Annotated in this window: 15 protein-coding genes; 7 read left to right on the plus strand and 8 right to left on the minus strand. The window is 60.4% G+C overall.

The window, feature by feature from the left end; translation table 11 throughout:
- Positions 1 to 15 precede the first annotated feature (15 nt).
- The 3 genes from ABX75_RS08375 to ABX75_RS08385 are packed head-to-tail and all read left to right on the plus strand — an operon-like array spanning position 16 to position 4,813.
- Positions 16 to 981 (plus strand): HlyD family secretion protein, encoded by a 966-nt coding sequence (locus tag ABX75_RS08375; protein WP_034101388.1) that lies wholly within the window; start codon positions 16 to 18, stop codon positions 979 to 981.
- Positions 978 to 3,695, plus strand: coding sequence for a ribosome-associated ATPase/putative transporter RbbA (gene rbbA / locus ABX75_RS08380; RefSeq protein ID WP_034115421.1), 2,718 nt, complete (start codon positions 978 to 980; stop codon positions 3,693 to 3,695). Before ABX75_RS08375 ends, rbbA begins: the two co-directional genes overlap by 4 nt.
- Complete coding sequence (locus ABX75_RS08385) at positions 3,695 to 4,813, plus strand: ABC transporter permease (protein ID WP_040266889.1); 1,119 nt, start codon at positions 3,695 to 3,697, stop codon at positions 4,811 to 4,813. The genes rbbA and ABX75_RS08385 overlap by 1 nt, the downstream gene beginning before the upstream one ends.
- A 19-nt stretch (positions 4,814 to 4,832) precedes the next feature.
- Here ABX75_RS08385 and ABX75_RS08390 read toward each other — a convergent pair whose 3' ends face one another.
- A complete protein-coding gene (locus ABX75_RS08390) occupies positions 4,833 to 5,249 on the minus strand; it encodes a flagellar basal body-associated FliL family protein (protein WP_034101391.1) in 417 nt (138 codons plus the stop codon).
- Between the two features lie 149 nt (positions 5,250 to 5,398).
- Between ABX75_RS08390 and ABX75_RS08395 the strand changes: the two genes are divergently transcribed.
- Together ABX75_RS08395 and glpT are read left to right on the plus strand one after the other, a co-directional pair.
- The gene (locus ABX75_RS08395; protein WP_034101392.1) at positions 5,399 to 6,376 is read left to right on the plus strand and encodes an NADPH:quinone oxidoreductase family protein; all 978 of its coding nucleotides are present in this window, start codon (positions 5,399 to 5,401) and stop codon (positions 6,374 to 6,376) included.
- Positions 6,377 to 6,592: 216 nt separating this feature from the next.
- Positions 6,593 to 7,930 carry a glycerol-3-phosphate transporter gene (gene glpT / locus ABX75_RS08400; protein WP_034101393.1) on the plus strand — a complete coding sequence of 446 codons (1,338 nt, stop codon included), beginning with the start codon at positions 6,593 to 6,595 and terminating at the stop codon, positions 7,928 to 7,930.
- On the opposite strand, the gene ABX75_RS08405 is transcribed toward glpT, so the two are convergent.
- Positions 7,927 to 8,580: a gamma-glutamylcyclotransferase gene (locus ABX75_RS08405; protein WP_034101394.1), complete on the minus strand. Its 654-nt coding sequence runs from the start codon at positions 8,578 to 8,580 to the stop codon at positions 7,927 to 7,929. The genes glpT and ABX75_RS08405 overlap by 4 nt on opposite strands.
- A 324-nt stretch (positions 8,581 to 8,904) precedes the next feature.
- Here ABX75_RS08405 and ABX75_RS08410 point away from each other — a divergent pair, with 324 nt between their 5' ends.
- A complete protein-coding gene (locus tag ABX75_RS08410; protein ID WP_034101395.1) occupies positions 8,905 to 9,387 on the plus strand; it encodes a hypothetical protein in 483 nt (160 codons plus the stop codon).
- On the opposite strand, the gene ABX75_RS08415 is transcribed toward ABX75_RS08410, so the two are convergent.
- The 6 genes from ABX75_RS08415 to ABX75_RS08440 form a co-directional block, all read right to left on the minus strand.
- A complete protein-coding gene (locus ABX75_RS08415; protein ID WP_034101396.1) occupies positions 9,384 to 10,352 on the minus strand; it encodes a CDP-6-deoxy-delta-3,4-glucoseen reductase in 969 nt (322 codons plus the stop codon). The two genes, ABX75_RS08410 and ABX75_RS08415, sit on opposite strands and share 4 nt — an antisense overlap.
- Complete coding sequence (gene ubiD, locus ABX75_RS08420) at positions 10,352 to 11,818, minus strand: 4-hydroxy-3-polyprenylbenzoate decarboxylase (protein WP_047881752.1); 1,467 nt, start codon at positions 11,816 to 11,818, stop codon at positions 10,352 to 10,354. The genes ABX75_RS08415 and ubiD overlap by 1 nt, the downstream gene beginning before the upstream one ends.
- A gap of 59 nt (positions 11,819 to 11,877) precedes the next feature.
- Positions 11,878 to 13,860, minus strand: coding sequence for an acyltransferase family protein (locus ABX75_RS08425; protein ID WP_047881753.1), 1,983 nt, complete (start codon positions 13,858 to 13,860; stop codon positions 11,878 to 11,880).
- 156 nt (positions 13,861 to 14,016) lie between these two features.
- Positions 14,017 to 15,276: a transcription termination factor Rho gene (gene rho, locus ABX75_RS08430; RefSeq protein ID WP_016973082.1), complete on the minus strand. Its 1,260-nt coding sequence runs from the start codon at positions 15,274 to 15,276 to the stop codon at positions 14,017 to 14,019.
- Positions 15,277 to 15,509: 233 nt separating this feature from the next.
- A complete protein-coding gene (gene trxA / locus ABX75_RS08435) occupies positions 15,510 to 15,839 on the minus strand; it encodes a thioredoxin TrxA (RefSeq protein ID WP_034101399.1) in 330 nt (109 codons plus the stop codon).
- A gap of 121 nt (positions 15,840 to 15,960) precedes the next feature.
- The gene (locus ABX75_RS08440) at positions 15,961 to 16,659 is read right to left on the minus strand and encodes a FadR/GntR family transcriptional regulator (protein ID WP_034115424.1); all 699 of its coding nucleotides are present in this window, start codon (positions 16,657 to 16,659) and stop codon (positions 15,961 to 15,963) included.
- Positions 16,660 to 16,914: 255 nt separating this feature from the next.
- On the opposite strand from ABX75_RS08440, the gene ABX75_RS08445 reads away from it, so the two are divergent.
- A complete protein-coding gene (locus ABX75_RS08445) occupies positions 16,915 to 17,700 on the plus strand; it encodes a transporter substrate-binding domain-containing protein (protein ID WP_034101401.1) in 786 nt (261 codons plus the stop codon).
- Positions 17,701 to 17,705 lie beyond the last annotated feature (5 nt).

A 17,705-nucleotide genomic window follows, 5' to 3' on the forward strand; every position in this document is an offset into this window, starting at 1 on the left:
CCGCAGGATGCTTCCATGTCGACGAACCATCGCACCTCTCAGCTGTTTGCCACGCTCCTGATCGCATTGTTGCTCGCCGCCGGCGGGTTCGGTTACTGGAAATCCACTCAAGACCGCCTGCCCGAAGGCCTGAGCATGGGCAATGGTCGCCTGGAATCCACCGAAGTGCAGATCGCCGCCAAAATTCCCGGTCGCCTGGCCGAAGTGCGGGTGGACGAAGGCGACAAGGTGCTCAAGGGCCAATTGCTGGCGCGCATGGACACCCGCACGCTAGAGGCCCAGCGCGCCCAGGCCGAAGCCGAAGTGTTGCGCGCCAAGGAAAATCTCGCCGCCGCCGAAGCCAATGTGCAATTGCGCCAGAGCGAACAGTTGCTGGCCAACCAGGAACTCAAGCGCACCCAAGAGCTGTACAAGCGCGGCTTCGCCAGCAGCCAACTGATCGATCAGCAACAGGCGCGGCACAACACCGGCAATGCGGCCGTAGTCGCCGCACAGGCCCAGGTCAATTCGGCCAAGGCCGCCATCGGCGCCGCCCAGGCGCAGGTGGCCCAACTCAGCAGCGAAATCGATGACAGCAGCCTGCGCGCCCCCATCGACGGCATCATTCAACTGCGCCTGGCCGAGCCCGGTGAAGTGCTGGGTGCCGGTGGCCGCGTGTTGCTGCTGATCGATCCCGAAGATCAATACATGAACCTGTATTTGCCCGCGTCGGTGACCGGTCGCCTGACGGTGGGCAGCGACGCCCGCATCCTGCTCGATGCCCTGCCCCAGCAAGCGCTGCCGGCGAAAATCACCTTTGTCGCGGCCAAGTCCCAGTTCACCCCCAAAGAAGTGGAAACCCGCGATGAGCGGCAAAAACTGGTGTTCCGCGTCAAGCTGCGCCTGACCCAACCCAGCGCCGTGCCTCAAGCCAAACCCGGCATGCCGGGCGCAGGTTACGTGCGCACGGCCGACATAGACTGGCCGGCCAACCTGCAATGACCGGCCTGGCGCTGCACGCCACGGGGATCAACCACCGCTATGGCCAGCAACAGGCGCTGGTCGATATAGCCTTCAGCCTGCCCGCCGGCACGCGTTGCGGGCTGATTGGCCCGGACGGCGCGGGCAAATCCAGCCTGCTGGGCTTGATCGCCGGGGTTAAAAAGCTGCAGGACGGCCAGCTCGACGTACTCGGCGGCGCCATCACCGACCGCCGCCACCGCAACAGCTTGTACCCGCGCATCGCCTTCATGCCCCAGGGACTGGGCGGCAACCTGTACCCCGAGCTGTCCATCCGCGAAAACATTCGCTTCTTCGCCACTCTGTTCGGGTTGTCGAAGGCCGAGTGTGACCAGCGCATGCACAGCCTGCTGCTGGCCACCGACCTTGAACGCTTCGCCGAGCGCCCTGCCGGCAAGCTGTCCGGCGGGATGAAACAAAAGCTCGGCCTGTGCTGCGCGTTGATCCATGAACCTGACCTGCTGATCCTCGACGAGCCCACCACCGGTGTCGACCCGCTGTCGCGCCGACGTTTCTGGGAACTGGTCGAAACGGTGCGCGGCGAACGCCCGCAACTGACGCTACTGGTCGCCACCGCCTACATGGAGGAAGCCGAGCAGTTCGAACACTGCCTGATGCTTGATCGCGGCACGCTGATCGCCAATGGCTTGAGCCGTGAACTGGCCGCCGCCACTCCCAGCGGAAAATTGGATGAAGCGTTCACCCACTTTCAAGGCGACGGCGCTCACGACAAACCGCCGCTGGTGATTCCACCGAGGGAAAGCACCAGCGCCGACATCGCCATCGAGGCCCACGACTTGACCCTGCGCTTTGGCGACTTCACTGCGGTCAACAAGGTCAGTTTCGCGATTGGCCGAGGGGAAATCTTCGGTTTCCTCGGTTCCAACGGCTGCGGCAAGACCACCACCATGAAGGTCCTCACCGGGCTGATGCCCGCCACTGAAGGCAGCGCGAAACTGTTGGGCAAGACGGTGGACGCCAAAGACCTGGCCACCCGCAAGCGCGTGGGGTTCATGTCCCAGAGTTTTTCCCTGTATGGCGAGCTCAGCGTGCGCCAGAACCTGGCGCTGCACGCCCAACTGTTCGACTTGCCCAAGGCCGACAGCGGCCCGCGCATCGACGAACTGATCCAACGCTTCGAGTTGGGCGACGTGGCCGGGCAACCGTCGGGGGAGTTACCCCTGGGCCTGCGTCAGCGCCTGTCCCTGGCGGTCGCGGTGCTGCATCGCCCGGAAGTGCTGATCCTCGATGAGCCGACCTCCGGCGTCGACCCGGCCGCCCGGGATGATTTCTGGCGGTTGCTGATCGAGCTGTCCCGCGAGCAAGGGGTGACGATATTTCTGTCCACCCACTTCATGAACGAGGCCCAGCGCTGCGACCGCATCTCACTGATGCACGCAGGTAAAGTGCTGGCCTGCGACACGCCGCACGCGCTGCAACAACAATTCAAGGGCGAGACCCTGGAAGCCGCGTTCGTCACCTGCTTGGAGCAGGCTCAAGGCGAAGCCGAACCCGCCGCGCCGAGCCAAACCGTCAGCGAAGCCAGCGCACCGCCGCAGAGCAAGCGCGGCTTCAGCCTGGCGCGCCTGTTGGCGGTGGCCAGCCGTGAAGGCAAAGAGCTGTTGCGCGACAAAGTGCGCATGGCCTTCGCGCTGCTCGGGGCGATGTTCATGATGGTGATCTTTGGCTACGGCATTTCCCTGGATGTGGAAAACCTGGCGTTCGCCGTTTATGACCAGGACCAGACCCCGCAAAGTCGCGCCTACTTGGAAGCGTTTCGCAGCTCGCGCTATTTCGCCGAACGACCGCCCATTCAAGATGCGAACGAACTGCACCGGCGCCTGCAACGCTCGGAAATCAAACTGGCATTGGAAATCCCGCCGGGCTTCGGCCGCGACCTGTACGCCGGGCGCCAACCCACGGTGGCCGCATGGCTCGACGGCGGCATGCCGTTCCGCGCGGAAACCAGCCGTAACTATGTCGAAGCCGTACACTTGGGCAACCTCCAGCAATTGGCCGAGCTGAGCAGCCTGCCGCGCGGCAGCCAGGGCGCCGCCAAACTCGAAACCCGCTTTCGCTACAACCAGGACGTCGTCAGCGTGAACGCCATCGGCCCTGGGGTGATGGCACTGATCCTGGCGTTTATCCCGGCCATGCTTACCGCGTTGGGCATCGTGCGGGAAAAAGAGCTGGGCTCGATCACCAATTTTTACGCAACACCCCTGACGCGCCTAGAGTTTCTGCTGGGCAAGCAGGCGCCATACCTGGTGGTGAGTCTGGTCAACCTGGCCGTGCTGGTGGCCATGAACCGCTGGCTGTTTGGCGTGCCGTTCAAGGGCAGCGGCCTGACGCTGGCGTTCGGTGGGCTGCTGTATGTGCTGGCCACCACCAGCATGGGCCTGCTGATTTCTGCATTCACGCGCACCCAGATCGCGGCGATCCTCGGCACGATGATCATCACTAGCCTGCCGACCATCCAGTTCTCCGGGCTGATCGTGCCGCGCTCATCCCTGGAAGGCGCCGCAGCGCTGATGGGCATGCTGTTTCCGGCCGGGCACTTTTTGGATATCGCGGTGGGCACCTTTACCAAGGCTCTGGATCTGCGCCAGCTGTGGCCGCAATGCCTGGCGCTGTTCGGGTTCTTTGTCGGGTTCACCGGGTTGAGCTTGGTCATGCTCAAGAAGCAGGAGGTCTGATGCATAAGTTCGCGCACATCCTGCGCTTGGGCCTGAAAGAACTCACCAGCCTGCGCCACGACAGCGTATTGCTGCTGTTTCTGTTCTACGCGTTCACCGTGGCCATCTATATGCCCGCTGCCGGCTCCGTGATCGGTGTGCACAACGCCAGCGTGGCGCTGGTGGATGAGGACCACAGCGCCCTGTCCCGACAACTGGGCGAAGCGCTGCAACCGCCGGAGTTCCAGACGCCAGCGCCGTTGCCTTACAACCTGTTGGACAAGGCCATGGACAGCGGCGAGTACACGTTCGTGATCAATGTGCCGGCCAATTTCCAGGCCGACTTGCTGGCCGGGCGCCAACCCAGCGTGCAGGTCAACGTGGATGCAACGGCCATGAGCCAGGCATTCATGGGTGCCGGTTACATTGGCAGGATTTTCCAGCGCGAATTGTTGAGCTACAGCGGCCAGGCCGAGGCCGCCGCACAGACACCGGCGCTGCTGACCACCCGCTCGCTGTTCAACACCAACCTGGAAGGCGGCTGGTTTTTGGCGGTGATCCAGATCGTCAACAACATCACCATCCTGGCCATCGTGCTGACCGGCACCGCCCTGCTGCGCGAACGCGAACACGGCACGCTCGACCATTTGCTGGTGCTGCCCCTGACGGCGCTGGAAATCATGCTGGCAAAAATCTGGAGCAACATGCTGGTAGTGGTGCTGTGCACGTGGGTGTCGTTGGAAGTGGTGGTCAAAGGCTTGCTGGGTGTGCCGCTGGCAGGCTCATTGGGGTTGTTTCTGTTTGTGACGGCGTTGTACTTGTTCGCCAGTACGGCGCTGGGGATTTTCCTCGCCACCCTCGCCCGCTCGACCCCGCAATTCGGGCTGCTGGCGATTCCGGTGATCATCCCAATGCTGTTGCTATCCGGCGGCAGCACGCCTCTGGACAGCATGCCGGAGTGGCTGCAATGGGTGATGCAGGGCTCGCCGTCGACGCATTTTGTGAGTTTGAGCGCGGCGATTCTATTCCGCGATGCGGGGGTAAGCGTGGTATGGCCGGATTTGCTGGCGCTGGCAGGGATCGGCCTGCTGTTTTTCGCCGTGGCGCTGGCGCGGTTCAGGAAGAGCCTGGCGTCCTGAAACCGCACACCTGACGCGCTTACTGGATGATCAAGTTGTTGAACAACAGGTCTTCGACCATGGGCTTGCCGGTCTCGTCGTTCATCACTTGCTGGGTTTGCTTCAGGGCTTCCTGGCGCAGTTTTTCCTTGCCCTCCACGGTGCTCATCGCCTCGTTGGTCTGCTGGGTGAACAACGCCACCAGTTGATTGCGGATCAACGCGTCGTTGGCTTTAACGGCGGCGGCGGCTTCGGTGCCGGTCACGCGCAGGGCGATGTCGGCCTTGAACACCTTGAGTTTCGCCGTGCCATCCAGGCCGTAATTACCCACGAACGGCGGGCTCAAGCTGATATAGCTGACTTTCGGCGCCTCGCCCTCTTTGCCTTCCTTGGCTTCTTCGGCCTGTACTGCCATCGGCAGGATCAGGGCCAGCATCAACAGAATCCGCGCTTTCACAATTCATTCCTCACATTAGGTGCCCGGTAGCATAACGCTAGCAAGGCTGAGCACAAGCTTATGGCGACTTATCAGGCCGGGGCATGCTTGTTGACCCTGGGGCCTGCCCTCCTACACTTATCGGCCACGACGCCAAAAGGAATAGTCCGATGAAAGCTGTGCTGTGCAAAGCCTTCGGCCCCGCCGAAACCCTGGTGCTGGAAGATGTCGCCAGCCCGGCGATCAAGAAAAACGAAATCCTGCTGGACGTGCATGCTGCCGGGGTCAACTTCCCGGACACGCTGATTATCGAGGGCAAATATCAGTTCAAACCGCCCTTTCCGTTCTCGCCGGGGGGTGAAGCCGCGGGGGTGGTCAGCGAAGTCGGGGAGAAAGTCAGCCACCTGAAGGTCGGCGATCGGGTCATGGCCTTGACCGGCTGGGGCAGCTTTGCCGAACAGGTCGCAGTGCCGGGCTATAACGTGCTGCCGATCCCACCCAGCATGGATTTCAACACCGCCGCCGCGTTCAGCATGACCTACGGCACCTCAATGCACGCGCTCAAACAACGGGCCCACCTGCAACCCGGCGAAACCCTGCTGGTGCTCGGCGCCTCCGGTGGCGTGGGCCTGGCCGCGGTGGAAATCGGCAAAGCCATGGGCGCCCGGGTGATTGCTGCCGCCAGCAGCGCCGACAAGCTCGCAATCGCCAAGGCTGCGGGCGCCGACGAATTGATCAATTACAGCGAAGCCAGCCTGAAGGATGAGATCAAGCGCCTCACCGACGGCAATGGCGCGGATGTGATCTACGACCCAGTGGGCGGCGACCTGTTTGACCAGGCTATTCGCGCGATTGCCTGGAACGGCCGCCTGCTGGTGGTGGGGTTTGCCAGCGGACGCATTCCCGAGTTGCCGGTGAACCTGGCGCTGCTCAAGGGCGCGGCGGTGGTCGGCGTGTTCTGGGGCTCCTTCGCCCAGCGCCAGCCGCAGGATAACGCGGCGAATTTCCAGCAATTGTTTGGCTGGTATGCCGAGGGCAAGCTCAAGCCGCTGGTGTCGCAGGTGTACCCGCTGGAACAGGCGGCCCAGGCTATCAATGATCTTGGGCAGCGCAAGGCTGTCGGGAAGGTCGTCGTCCAGACCCGCTGATCGCCGTCTGAATGTGAGTAATGTGGGAGGGGCAATCCCCCCACATTTCCTAGAAAAGCCTAAAACGACATAAACCTGCCTATTTGCGGCATGTTCATAAAAGAACATGCAGTTACGCCGTTTTCCTGTGTTTGACCTCAAGAGGCGATGCTATTTTCGGTAACGAAACTGTAACATTCGCATCCGCAGTCAAAACAAGAAATCTGGAGCTCTTGAATGTTTGCTTTCTTTCGCCCTGCCGTGCACCAGGCGCCCCTGCCTGAAGAAAAAATCGACAGTACCTACCGACGTCTACGCTGGCAGATCTTCGCCGGCATTTTCTTCGGTTATGCCGGGTACTACCTGCTGCGCAAAAACTTCTCCCTGGCCATGCCCTACCTGATCGAAGACGGTTACAGCCGCGGCGAACTGGGCCTGGCGATGTCGGCTATCGCGATTGCCTACGGCCTGTCCAAGTTCCTGATGGGCCTGGTGTCCGACCGTTCCAACCCGCGCTACTTTCTGCCCTTTGGCCTGTTGGTCTCGGCGGGCGTGATGTTCATCTTCGGTTTCGCGCCTTGGGCGACGTCCAGCGTGACCATGATGTTCATATTGCTGTTCATCAATGGCTGGGCCCAGGGCATGGGTTGGCCGCCGAGCGGGCGCACCATGGTGCATTGGTGGTCGCAGAAAGAACGCGGCGGCGTGGTGTCGGTGTGGAACGTGGCGCACAACGTCGGCGGCGGCCTGATCGGCCCGCTGTTCTTGCTGGGCATGGCCTGGTTCAACGATTGGCACGCGGCATTCTACGTGCCTGCCACGGTGGCCTTGGCAGTGGCGGCGTTTGCGTTCATCACGATGCGTGACACCCCACAATCGGTTGGCCTGCCGCCTATCGAGCAATACAAGAACGACTATCCCGAAGGCTACAACGCCAGCCACGAAGACGAATTCAGCGCCAAGGAAATCTTCGTCAAATATGTGCTGCGCAACAAAATGCTCTGGTACATCGCCTTCGCCAACGTATTCGTCTACCTGCTGCGCTATGGCGTACTGGACTGGGCACCGACTTACCTCAAGGAAGCCAAACACTTCACGGTAGATAAATCCTCGTGGGCGTACTTCTTCTATGAGTGGGCGGGTATTCCGGGCACGCTGCTGTGCGGCTGGATGTCGGACAAAATCTTCCGTGGCAACCGTGGCCTGACCGGCATTGTGTTCATGGGCCTGGTGACCGTGGCGACGCTGGTGTACTGGCTCAACCCGCCGGGCAATCCGACGGTGGACATGATTGCGCTGGTCTCGATCGGCTTCCTGATCTATGGCCCGGTAATGCTGATCGGCCTGCAGGCGCTGGAGCTGGCACCGAAGAAAGCCGCCGGCACCGCTGCGGGTTTCACGGGTCTGTTCGGTTACCTGGGCGGCTCGGTGGCGGCAAGTGCGGCGATGGGCTACACCGTTGACCATTTCGGCTGGGACGGTGGCTTTGTGCTGCTGATCGGCGCGTGCCTGCTGGCCATCGCATTCCTGATCCCGACCCTGTGGCACACCAACAGTGTCAGCTCGGCCCGTTAAGCGCCTGAGCATCCTTTTGCACACCGCTTGAGCCGCGCCTCCAGGTTTTTATCTGGCATGGCGTGGCTGCGCAGGGCGTTGACGGTCTGCTCGACATAATCGCGGGTCGTACCGTAACGCCCACTCGCGCTTTGCAGCACATGGTTAAGCACGATATCAGGCAAGTTGCCGGCGTAGCTGGGCAAATGCCGCTCCAACACAAACCCCAGCGCTTGCACCTGCGTGCCATCCTCCAACCGACAACTGAGCCAGTGCGGCCGGTACGAGGGATAAGGCATCTCCCGCTGCCACAAGGCATACAGCGAGGCTTCCAGCTGATCTTCCGGCAAGCGATAAGCAAACCCGCTGCATGATCCGCCGCGATCCAAACCGAATACCAACCCCGGCAATTCCGGCGTACCACGGTGCTCGTGAGACCACAAATACAGGCCACGGTGATATCCGTGGACCCGGGCCCGCACCCGCTCGGTCGACGAGCATTCCGGCCGCCAAATCAATGAACCATAAGCAAATAGCCAGACCGGCCCACCCTTATGCCGGGCCATGGTGGCCTGCATGGAGCTCATTAACTGTTCGTGGGTAAGTTGCGGTCCCAGATCGAGCCGCGGAGGGTAAGCCAACTGCAGAAGATCGGTTTCAATGGCGGTCATGGCGAAAAGCGGTGCGCCTCCTGTGTAACCAGCTGTAAGCGACTTTAGCGCAATAAAACGCGCCGCAGGAACCGTTTAGGCCAAAAGTATGGGGTGTGCTGAACCTGCGACCTTGGGGATATAGCTTAGGGATATCCACCGGGGACAATAAATACCGGAAGTGAATAAGCAGAGATATAAGGCCAACGGCCATTCGTCAGGATTGAAACCCATAATCCCGCTACTTTCAGCCCCGGTTCAGCCTGGGGCACGTTCCTGCCGTCAAAATGATGTGCCGATCACGACCCACTAGCCGCCGCCCCCACCGACTACCGAGGTCGCCCCATGAAAAAATTTCGACTGCCAGGACTGTTGTTTCTGGCCCAGGCCACTACCGCACTGGCCGCCGAAGCGCCGCCTGGCGAAGACGACAAAGGTTTCTGGTATGCGCAGACCAGCGTCTACACCCGGCATTTCTCCCCCGACCCAGACCACAATAACCATCAGGACCTGATCGGCCTGGAACGCAATGAAGCCTCAGGATGGTTGTATGGCGGGGCGACCTTCCGCAACTCGTTCAGCCAGCGTTCGTACTACGTCTATGGGGGCAAACGCTATGACATGGCGGATTACCCGGTGTACGTAAAACTGACCGGGGGCGCGCTTCAGGGCTATCGCGGCAAGTACCGCGACAAGATCCCATTGAACGGACTCGGCGTGGCGCCGGTGATCATTCCGTCGGTGGGCACCCATCACGGGCCGATGGCGGCGGAGCTGGTGCTGTTGGGCTTCAACGCGGCAATGCTCACCGCGGGCGTGCGCTTCTAGGGTCGGGGGGCGTAGGCAAATACGTCAGCGCGCATCTGATGCGCGTCCATGCCGGCTTCGACCAGCGCATCCAACGTGCCATAGATCATCGCCGGTGAACCGCTGGCATAGACGTGCACGGCCTTCAGGTCGCGGATGTCTTCGCACACCGCTTCATGCAATAGCCCACAGCGCCCTTCCCAACCGCACAGGTCGCTGACGACCTTGTGCAGAAACAGGTTGGGCAGTTGCTGCCATTGCGTCCAATGCTCGATTTCGTAGAAGTCCTCCGGACGGCGCACGCCCCAGTACAGATGCACCGGGTGCTTGAAACCGGAAGCGCGGCAATGCTCGATCAGGCTGTGCATTTGCGCCATACCGGTGCCTGCGGCGATCAGCACCAGCGGGCCGTCGGGCAGCTCGGCCAGGTGAGTGTCGCCAAACGGCAGTTCCACACGCGCTATCTGATCACGCTGCAGTTGGGCCAGCAGGTTGCGTGCGCTGTCTTCACGGGCCAGTACATGCAGTTCCAGCTCACGCCCAGAATGGGGTGCCGAGGCCAGGGAAAACGCCGACTTTTCGCCGTTATCCCGTTCGATCATCAGGTATTGCCCGGCGTGGTAACGCACCGCCTTGCCGGCGGGCGCGCGCAGGCGCACACGCCACACATCGCCACCCACGTCGACGCACTCGCTCAATTGGCACGCCAACTTGCGCAGCGGCAGCTCGCCGGGGGCCAGCACGCCATCCCACAACACAACGCAGTCTTCCAGCGGCTCGGCGATGCAGGTGAAGAATTCACCGTGGTCACGCACTTCACCGGCTTGCTGCACGCGGCCTTCCACCAGCAAGGCGGCGCACACATGGCATACACCGTTGCGGCAGGCCTGGGGGCATTCATAACCCAGGCGACGGGCGCCTTCGAGAATCCGCTCGCCAGGGACCAGCTCCAGTACAGCACCGGAAGGTTGCAGGGTTACACGCATCAATCTATTCCCAATTCTTTCCAGATCGCATCGACACGCGCGGTCACGGCTGCATCCTTGACGATCACCCGGCCCCATTCGCGGGTGGTTTCACCCGGCCACTTATGGGTGGCATCCAGGCCCATCTTCGAGCCCAGGCCCGACACCGGCGACGCAAAGTCGAGGTAGTCGATTGGCGTGTTATCGATCATCACCGTATCGCGCTTGGGGTCCATGCGCGTGGTGATGGCCCAGATCACGTCGTTCCAGTCCCGAGCGTTGATGTCGTCGTCGGTGACAATAACGAACTTGGTGTACATGAACTGTCGCAAAAACGACCACACACCCAGCATGACCCGCTTGGCATGGCCTGGGTACGACTTCTTCATAGTGACCACGGCCATGCGGTACGAGCAGCCTTCCGGCGGCAGGTAGAAATCGGTGATTTCAGGAAATTGCTTCTGCAGGATCGGCACGAACACTTCGTTGAGCGCCACGCCGAGGATGGCCGGCTCATCCGGCGGCCGGCCGGTGTAGGTGCTGTGGTAGATCGGCTTGATCCGATGAGTGATGCGTTCGACCGTGAACACCGGGAAGCTGTCGACTTCGTTGTAATAACCGGTGTGGTCGCCATAGGGGCCTTCATCGGCCATCTCGCCGGGATGAATCACACCTTCCAGGATGATTTCCGCGGTGGCCGGCACTTGCAGGTCGTTGCCGCGGCACTTGACCAGTTCGGTGCGGTTGCCACGCAACAGGCCGGCGAAGGCGTATTCGGAAAGGCTATCCGGCACCGGCGTTACGGCACCGAGGATGGTGGCCGGGTCGGCGCCCAAGGCCACGGAGACCGGGAACGGCTGGCCGGGGTGTTTTTCACACCACTCACGGAAGTCCAGAGCGCCACCACGATGGCTCAGCCAACGCATGATCACTTTGTTGCGGCCGATCACTTGCTGGCGATAGATGCCCAGGTTCTGGCGATCCTTGTTCGGGCCTTTGGTGACGGTCAGGCCCCAGGTGATCAACGGGCCGACGTCGCCTGGCCAGCAGGTCTGCACCGGGAGCATGCCCAGGTCGACATCATCGCCTTCGATGACCACTTCCTGGCACACAGCGTCTTTGACCACTTTGGGCGCCATCGCAATGATCTTGCGGAAAATCGGCAGCTTGGACCAGGCATCCTTCAAGCCCTTGGGCGGCTCGGGCTCCTTGAGGAATGCCAGCAGCTTGCCGATTTCACGCAACTCGCTGACCGACTCGGCACCCATGCCAAACGCGACGCGCTCGGGCGTGCCGAACAGGTTGCCAAGCACCGGGATATCGAAGCCGGTCGGCTTTTCGAACAGCAGCGCCGGGCCCTTGTTACGCAGGGTGCGGTCGCAAATCTCAGTCATTTCCAGCACCGGTGAAATCGGCATCTGGATACGTCTCAACTCTCCGCGCTGCTCAAGTTGCTGCACGAAATCCCGAAGATCCTTGAATTTCATTAACCATGCCACCCGTAAAATAGGCGTACATCCTACCTGCTCTGAAGGCGGCTGGCAGCTTAATTGGCCGTCAGCCCCCGTGACTTGAGTGAACGGAACAGCGGCTCCAGAAAGGCTTCGATGTGCCGCGCCCCAACCTCAGAAAGATGGTTATCGTCGGTATACAGCGCTTGCCCATTGAGTTCGACCCGGCACAAACCGTCGGCACCGCATAGCAAAGGCGCCGGATCCAAGACCGTTACGCCGCTATCGGCCGCCGCCAATTCGTCGAACACCTGGGTAATGAAGGCCTGGCGCTTCACATGCTCGGCTACGGGAAGCCCCTCGCCGTCCACCGGCCGGTTCATCATCGCCAGTCGACTGAGGCGATAAGGCACGATGATTTCCTGCAAAGGAACCTCCTTGACCAGCCACACGCGATGTCCGGCAGCGCGCAATTGCTTTACACGCTGGCGCAGGCCCTCAGCGAACCGTTGTTCGGCCACGGCACGCACATACTTGCCTGTGCTTGGGTCCTTGAGCGCATGCTCTTTGTCACCGGACATTTGTCCGTAGACATATAGACTCCAGCGAGCCGCCAGCACCACATCGCTGAAGGTCTGCTCAGCCATGGCCTTCTCGACCCGGTGGTTGAAATGCGCACAACGGGCAATATTCTCCAGACCATCCAACGGTATGCAGCCAGCAAAACTGGCCCCTACCAGGCTGATGTCGTGCCGATCAGCACCGTCCTTGAGTGCAGGAATCAATGCAGTCGCATGGCTGTCGCCCCACACCAGCGCTGACATGGAGCGACCAGTCGGACCGAAATGGCAGAACAGCCGCTCATCGGGCGTGTCTTTATCGGCCATGCACGCCAATAAATCCGGGCTCCACTTCTTGGCCTGGGCGTAACGCAGCGCCTGTTCGGATAACCGCGAGGGCACGCCGTCGGCTTTGCGGATGGCCAGGCCGGTAAAACCGAGACATAAGATGCCGATCAGCGCACTCGCCAGAATCGCCTGGCGTCCGGCCAGCAAGCGCTTCTCACGGAATGGCGTTTCAATGAAGCGCCAGGAAAGGTAGCCCAGGATCAGCGAGAGCAGCATCAACCCGGCCAATTCCAGCGCACTCAAACCATCTACCGCTGCGTAATTGGCATACACGAACACCGGCCAATGCCACAGGTACCAGGAATAGGAGATCAGCCCGATGCCCACCATCACCCGAGAACTCAACAGACGGGAAACCCAGGTGCGTTGCTGCCCATTGGCCCAGATCAAACCGACAACCCCCAACACCGGCAGCAATGCCGTGGGTCCAGGGAATGGAGTGGTCGCGTCGTACCCCAGCACCGCGATCAGTATCAGCGCCATAGACCCCAGACTGACGCCCTGCGCCAGGGCAGCAGGCGCACGCCAGTCACGCTTGGGCATCACGGCCAACATGGCGCCGGCCAGCAACTCCCAGGCGCGCAGGTGCAACAGGAAGAATGCCTTTTGTGGTTGATGTTCGACCGCCCAGACACTCATGCCAAACGATGCCAACAACACCGCAAACAACGCCAGGCGCCAGTGCTTCAAACGGCTGGAGAGCAATATCAGCAGCAGCGGGAAGACAATGTAAAACTGTTCTTCTACCGCCAACGACCAGGTGTGCAGCAAGGGCTTGATGTCAGAGGCGGAGTCGAAATAACCATGCTGACGCGAAAACAACAGGTTGGACGTAAACGTCACTTGATAATGCGCCGACCGCCCAAGATCCTTGTAATCCTTGGGCGCCAACAGAAACCATCCCACTACCAGTGTGACCGCAATCATCACAAACAACGCCGGCAGGATGCGCCGCGCGCGCCGAGCCCAGAAATCGATAAAACTGAAGCGGCCGGCCTGGCGTTCACGCCAGATAATCGAAGTGATCAGGAAGCCGGAGATGACGAAAAACACATCAACGCCAACAAAACCGCCGGTAATGCCAGGAACTCCGAAGTGAAACAACACAACAGCAAGGACAGCGATAGCACGCAGGCCATCGATGTCTCTGCGGTAAGCAAGAATGGTCATAAGAAATCTGGTCAGTCTGTGACGAAAGGGGTAAGCGTAGTCGCGCGTACAATTTTTGTTACTTAACGGACACTTATGCCATAAAAATTGCTGCATCACGACGCAAAAAAATGGCGCCCTAGTCGGGCGCCATTTTTTCGAAGCGGAAGCGTCGTATTACTTGCGCTTCATCGACAAGAAGAACTCATCGTTGGTCTTGGTGGTTTTCAGTTTATCCACCAGAAACTCGATGGCCGCAACTTCGTCCATCGGGTGCAGCAGCTTGCGCAGGATCCACATACGCTGCAGCTCGTCGTCGGCGGTCAGCAACTCTTCGCGGCGGGTGCCGGAACGGTTGATGTTGATGGCCGGGAAGACGCGTTTTTCCGCGATACGACGGTCCAGAGGCAGTTCCATATTGCCGGTACCCTTGAACTCTTCGTAGATCACTTCGTCCATCTTCGAGCCGGTCTCAACCAGCGCGGTGGCGATAATGGTCAGCGAGCCGCCTTCTTCGATGTTCCGCGCGGCGCCGAAGAAACGCTTGGGTTTCTCCAGGGCGTGGGCATCGACACCACCGGTCAATACCTTGCCGGAGCTAGGGATGACGGTGTTGTAGGCACGGGCCAGACGAGTGATGGAGTCGAGCAGGATCACAACGTCTTTCTTGTGTTCGACCAGGCGCTTGGCCTTCTCGATCACCATCTCGGCAACCTGCACGTGGCGGGTTGGCGGCTCATCGAACGTGGAGGCAACCACTTCACCGCGCACGGTGCGCTGCATCTCGGTCACTTCTTCCGGACGCTCATCGATCAGCAATACGATCAGATGAACTTCAGGATTGTTACGTGCGATGTTCGCTGCAATGTTCTGCAGCATGATGGTTTTACCGGCTTTCGGCGGCGCAACGATCAAGCCACGCTGGCCCTTACCGATCGGCGCGCACAGGTCGATCACGCGGCCGGTCAAGTCTTCGGTGGAACCGTTACCGGCCTCCATCTTCATGCGCACGGTCGGGAACAGCGGCGTCAGGTTCTCGAAGAGAATCTTGTTTTTCGCGTTCTCAGGACGATCGAAGTTGATCGTATCGACCTTGAGCAGGGCGAAATATCGCTCGCCTTCCTTCGGAGGACGGATCTTGCCCACGATGGTGTCACCGGTGCGCAAGTTGAAGCGGCGGATCTGGCTCGGCGAGACATAAATATCGTCTGGGCCGGCGAGGTAGGAAGCGTCTGCAGAGCGGAGGAAGCCGAAGCCGTCCTGGAGAATCTCCAGCACGCCATCACCGGAGATTTCCTCGCCGCTTTTCGCGTGCTTTTTCAGCAGGGAGAAAATCACGTCCTGCTTGCGCGAACGGGCCATATTTTCTATGCCCATTTCTTCGGCCAATTGGAGCAGGTCGGTAATCGGCTTTTGCTTGAGTTCAGTCAGATTCATATAGGAATGACGTAATCATTTATGGAGGGGGAAATTAAGCTTTTGGCTTAATGAGGCCGCGCCGCGGAGAAGGCGACAGGATCGCGTACTAATCGAAAAGGAGTGCGTCGGCGACGGCTTGCAGGGGGCAGTGGAGAAACCAGTGCGGGGCCGAATGTAACACCTGAATTTCGGAGCGTCTAGCCCTGTTTTACGAAAAAGCCCCGCGATTTGCGGGGCTTTTTTGACGACGCTTAGATGTTCGCGTCGATGAATGCAGCCAACTGCGACTTCGACAATGCGCCCACTTTGGTCGCTTCAACGTTGCCGTTCTTGAACAGCATCAGCGTAGGAATACCACGTACGCCGTGTTTGGCAGGCGTTTCCTGGTTGTCGTCGATATTGAGCTTGGCAACGGTCAGTTTGCCTTCGTAGGTGGTTGCAATGTCGTCCAGAACCGGAGCGATCATTTTGCAAGGGCCGCACCACTCAGCCCAGTAGTCAACCAGCACCGGGCCTTGAGCCTTGAGTACTTCGGCCTCAAAGGTCGCGTCCGTGACGTGCTTGATAAGATCGTTGCTCATGGATGTCTCCGGATTGTAAGCAAAAAAAACGTTGCCCATCATAGCCGCCCTTCCCCCGTTCAGGAAGCCGCCTCTGATTGAGTCTCGCTATGGCGATCAATGAGTTTGGATATTGCCTTATTCAGGGGGTGGCAGGGGTCAGGAACGCGATGCCGGTACGTAACGCCGCGTTGCGTACGTGCTGCTGCATGGTTTTCTGCGCCGCTGCACTGTTGCGTTGAGCCAGGGCGCGGAGGATCTTGCGATGCTCTTGCCAGGTTTCCATGGCCCGCTCCGGCCGGATGAACGGTAGTTTCTGACTCTCCAGAAACACCTCGGCGCTGGCACTGAGGATGCTGACCATCGCTCGGTTACCGCTGGCGAGGAGAATGCGCTGGTGAAATTCAAAGTCCAGCCGCGCAGCCGCTTCGAAATCACCGGCCTTGAGCACGTGACGCATTGCCTCGACGTTGTCTTCCAGGCTGTCTAACGCCTCGATGGTCAGCGTGACCGCCGCCAACCCCGCGGCAAAGCCCTCCAAGGCATAGCGCAACTGAAAAATCTCCAACGGCGTGGCCTGCGCCGCGAAAGGCCAGGCAAAACCCGCCGGCGGCTCCTGCGCGGTTTGCACGAACACACCTTTACCCGGTTGCACACTGACCACACCCAGAGCGCTCAGGGACGACAACGCTTCGCGCAATGACGCCCGACTCACGCCCAGTTGCACGGCCAACTCACGCTGAGACGGCAGGGCATCGCCTGGGCCGAAGCCCTGCTCCTTGATCAGTTTGCGGATGGCCTGCAACGCCGCCTCCGGTACCGCTTGGGCGATGGAATTCATAAAAAACTCAAGGTTTCAGTCAACTGAGCGGCTAGTTGTAAAGCTATTCGCAGTCGGCGGCAAGTCACGCCCTAAAGGCGCTCGCGAGGTTTTAGCGGCGCTCGAAAAGGGTGCAAAAAACTTACTTACTGTTCAGACCAGTAAGACCAATACACGCCAGTAAAACCCAGCCTTGCAGCGCAATCGGCCACGACTGGCATGGGCTGTGCACTGACCACTGACAGAACATTCCTTCGCCTTTCTCGGAGAGTTGCCATGACCAAGCGCTACAGCGCCCTGCTGACTGCCCTGTTTGCCAGTCTGATGCTGAGTCACACACCCGCACAGGCCAACGGGCTGGACGATATCGTGGCCCGTGGCACTTTAAAGGTTGCCGTGCCGCAGGATTTCCCGCCGTTCGGCTCGGTCGGCCCGGACATGAAGCCCCGTGGCCTGGACATCGACACCGCCAAGCTGCTGGCCGACCAGCTCAAGGTCAAGCTGGAGCTGACCCCCGTCAACAGCACCAACCGTATCCCCTTCCTCACCACCGGCAAAGTCGATCTGGTGATCTCTAGCCTGGGTAAAAATCCCGAGCGCGAGAAGGTCATCGACTTTTCCAAGGCCTACGCGCCCTTTTACCTCGCCGTGTTCGGCCCGCCCGAGGCCGCCATCGCCAGCACCGACGACCTCAAGGGCAAAACCATCAGCGTGACCCGTGGCGCCATCGAAGACATCGAGCTGACCGCCGTGGCGCCCAAAGAAGCCACGATCAAGCGCTTCGAAGACAACAACTCGACGATCGCCGCCTACCTGGCCGGCCAAGTCGACCTGATCGCCAGCGGCAACGTGGTGATGGTGGCGATCAGCGAGCGCAACCCCAAACGCGTACCGGCGCTGAAAGTGAAACTCAAGGACTCGCCGGTGTACGTGGGCGTGAATAAAAACGAGCCGGCGCTGCTGGAGAAGGTCAATCAGATCCTGGTCGCGGCCAAGGCTGACGGCAGCCTGGAGAAGAACGCGATGCAATGGCTGAAAGAGCCGCTGCCCGCCGATCTGTGAAGCCA

The organism is Pseudomonas sp. ARP3, from assembly GCF_001029595.1.
Lineage (GTDB): Bacteria > Pseudomonadota > Gammaproteobacteria > Pseudomonadales > Pseudomonadaceae > Aquipseudomonas > Aquipseudomonas rhodesiae.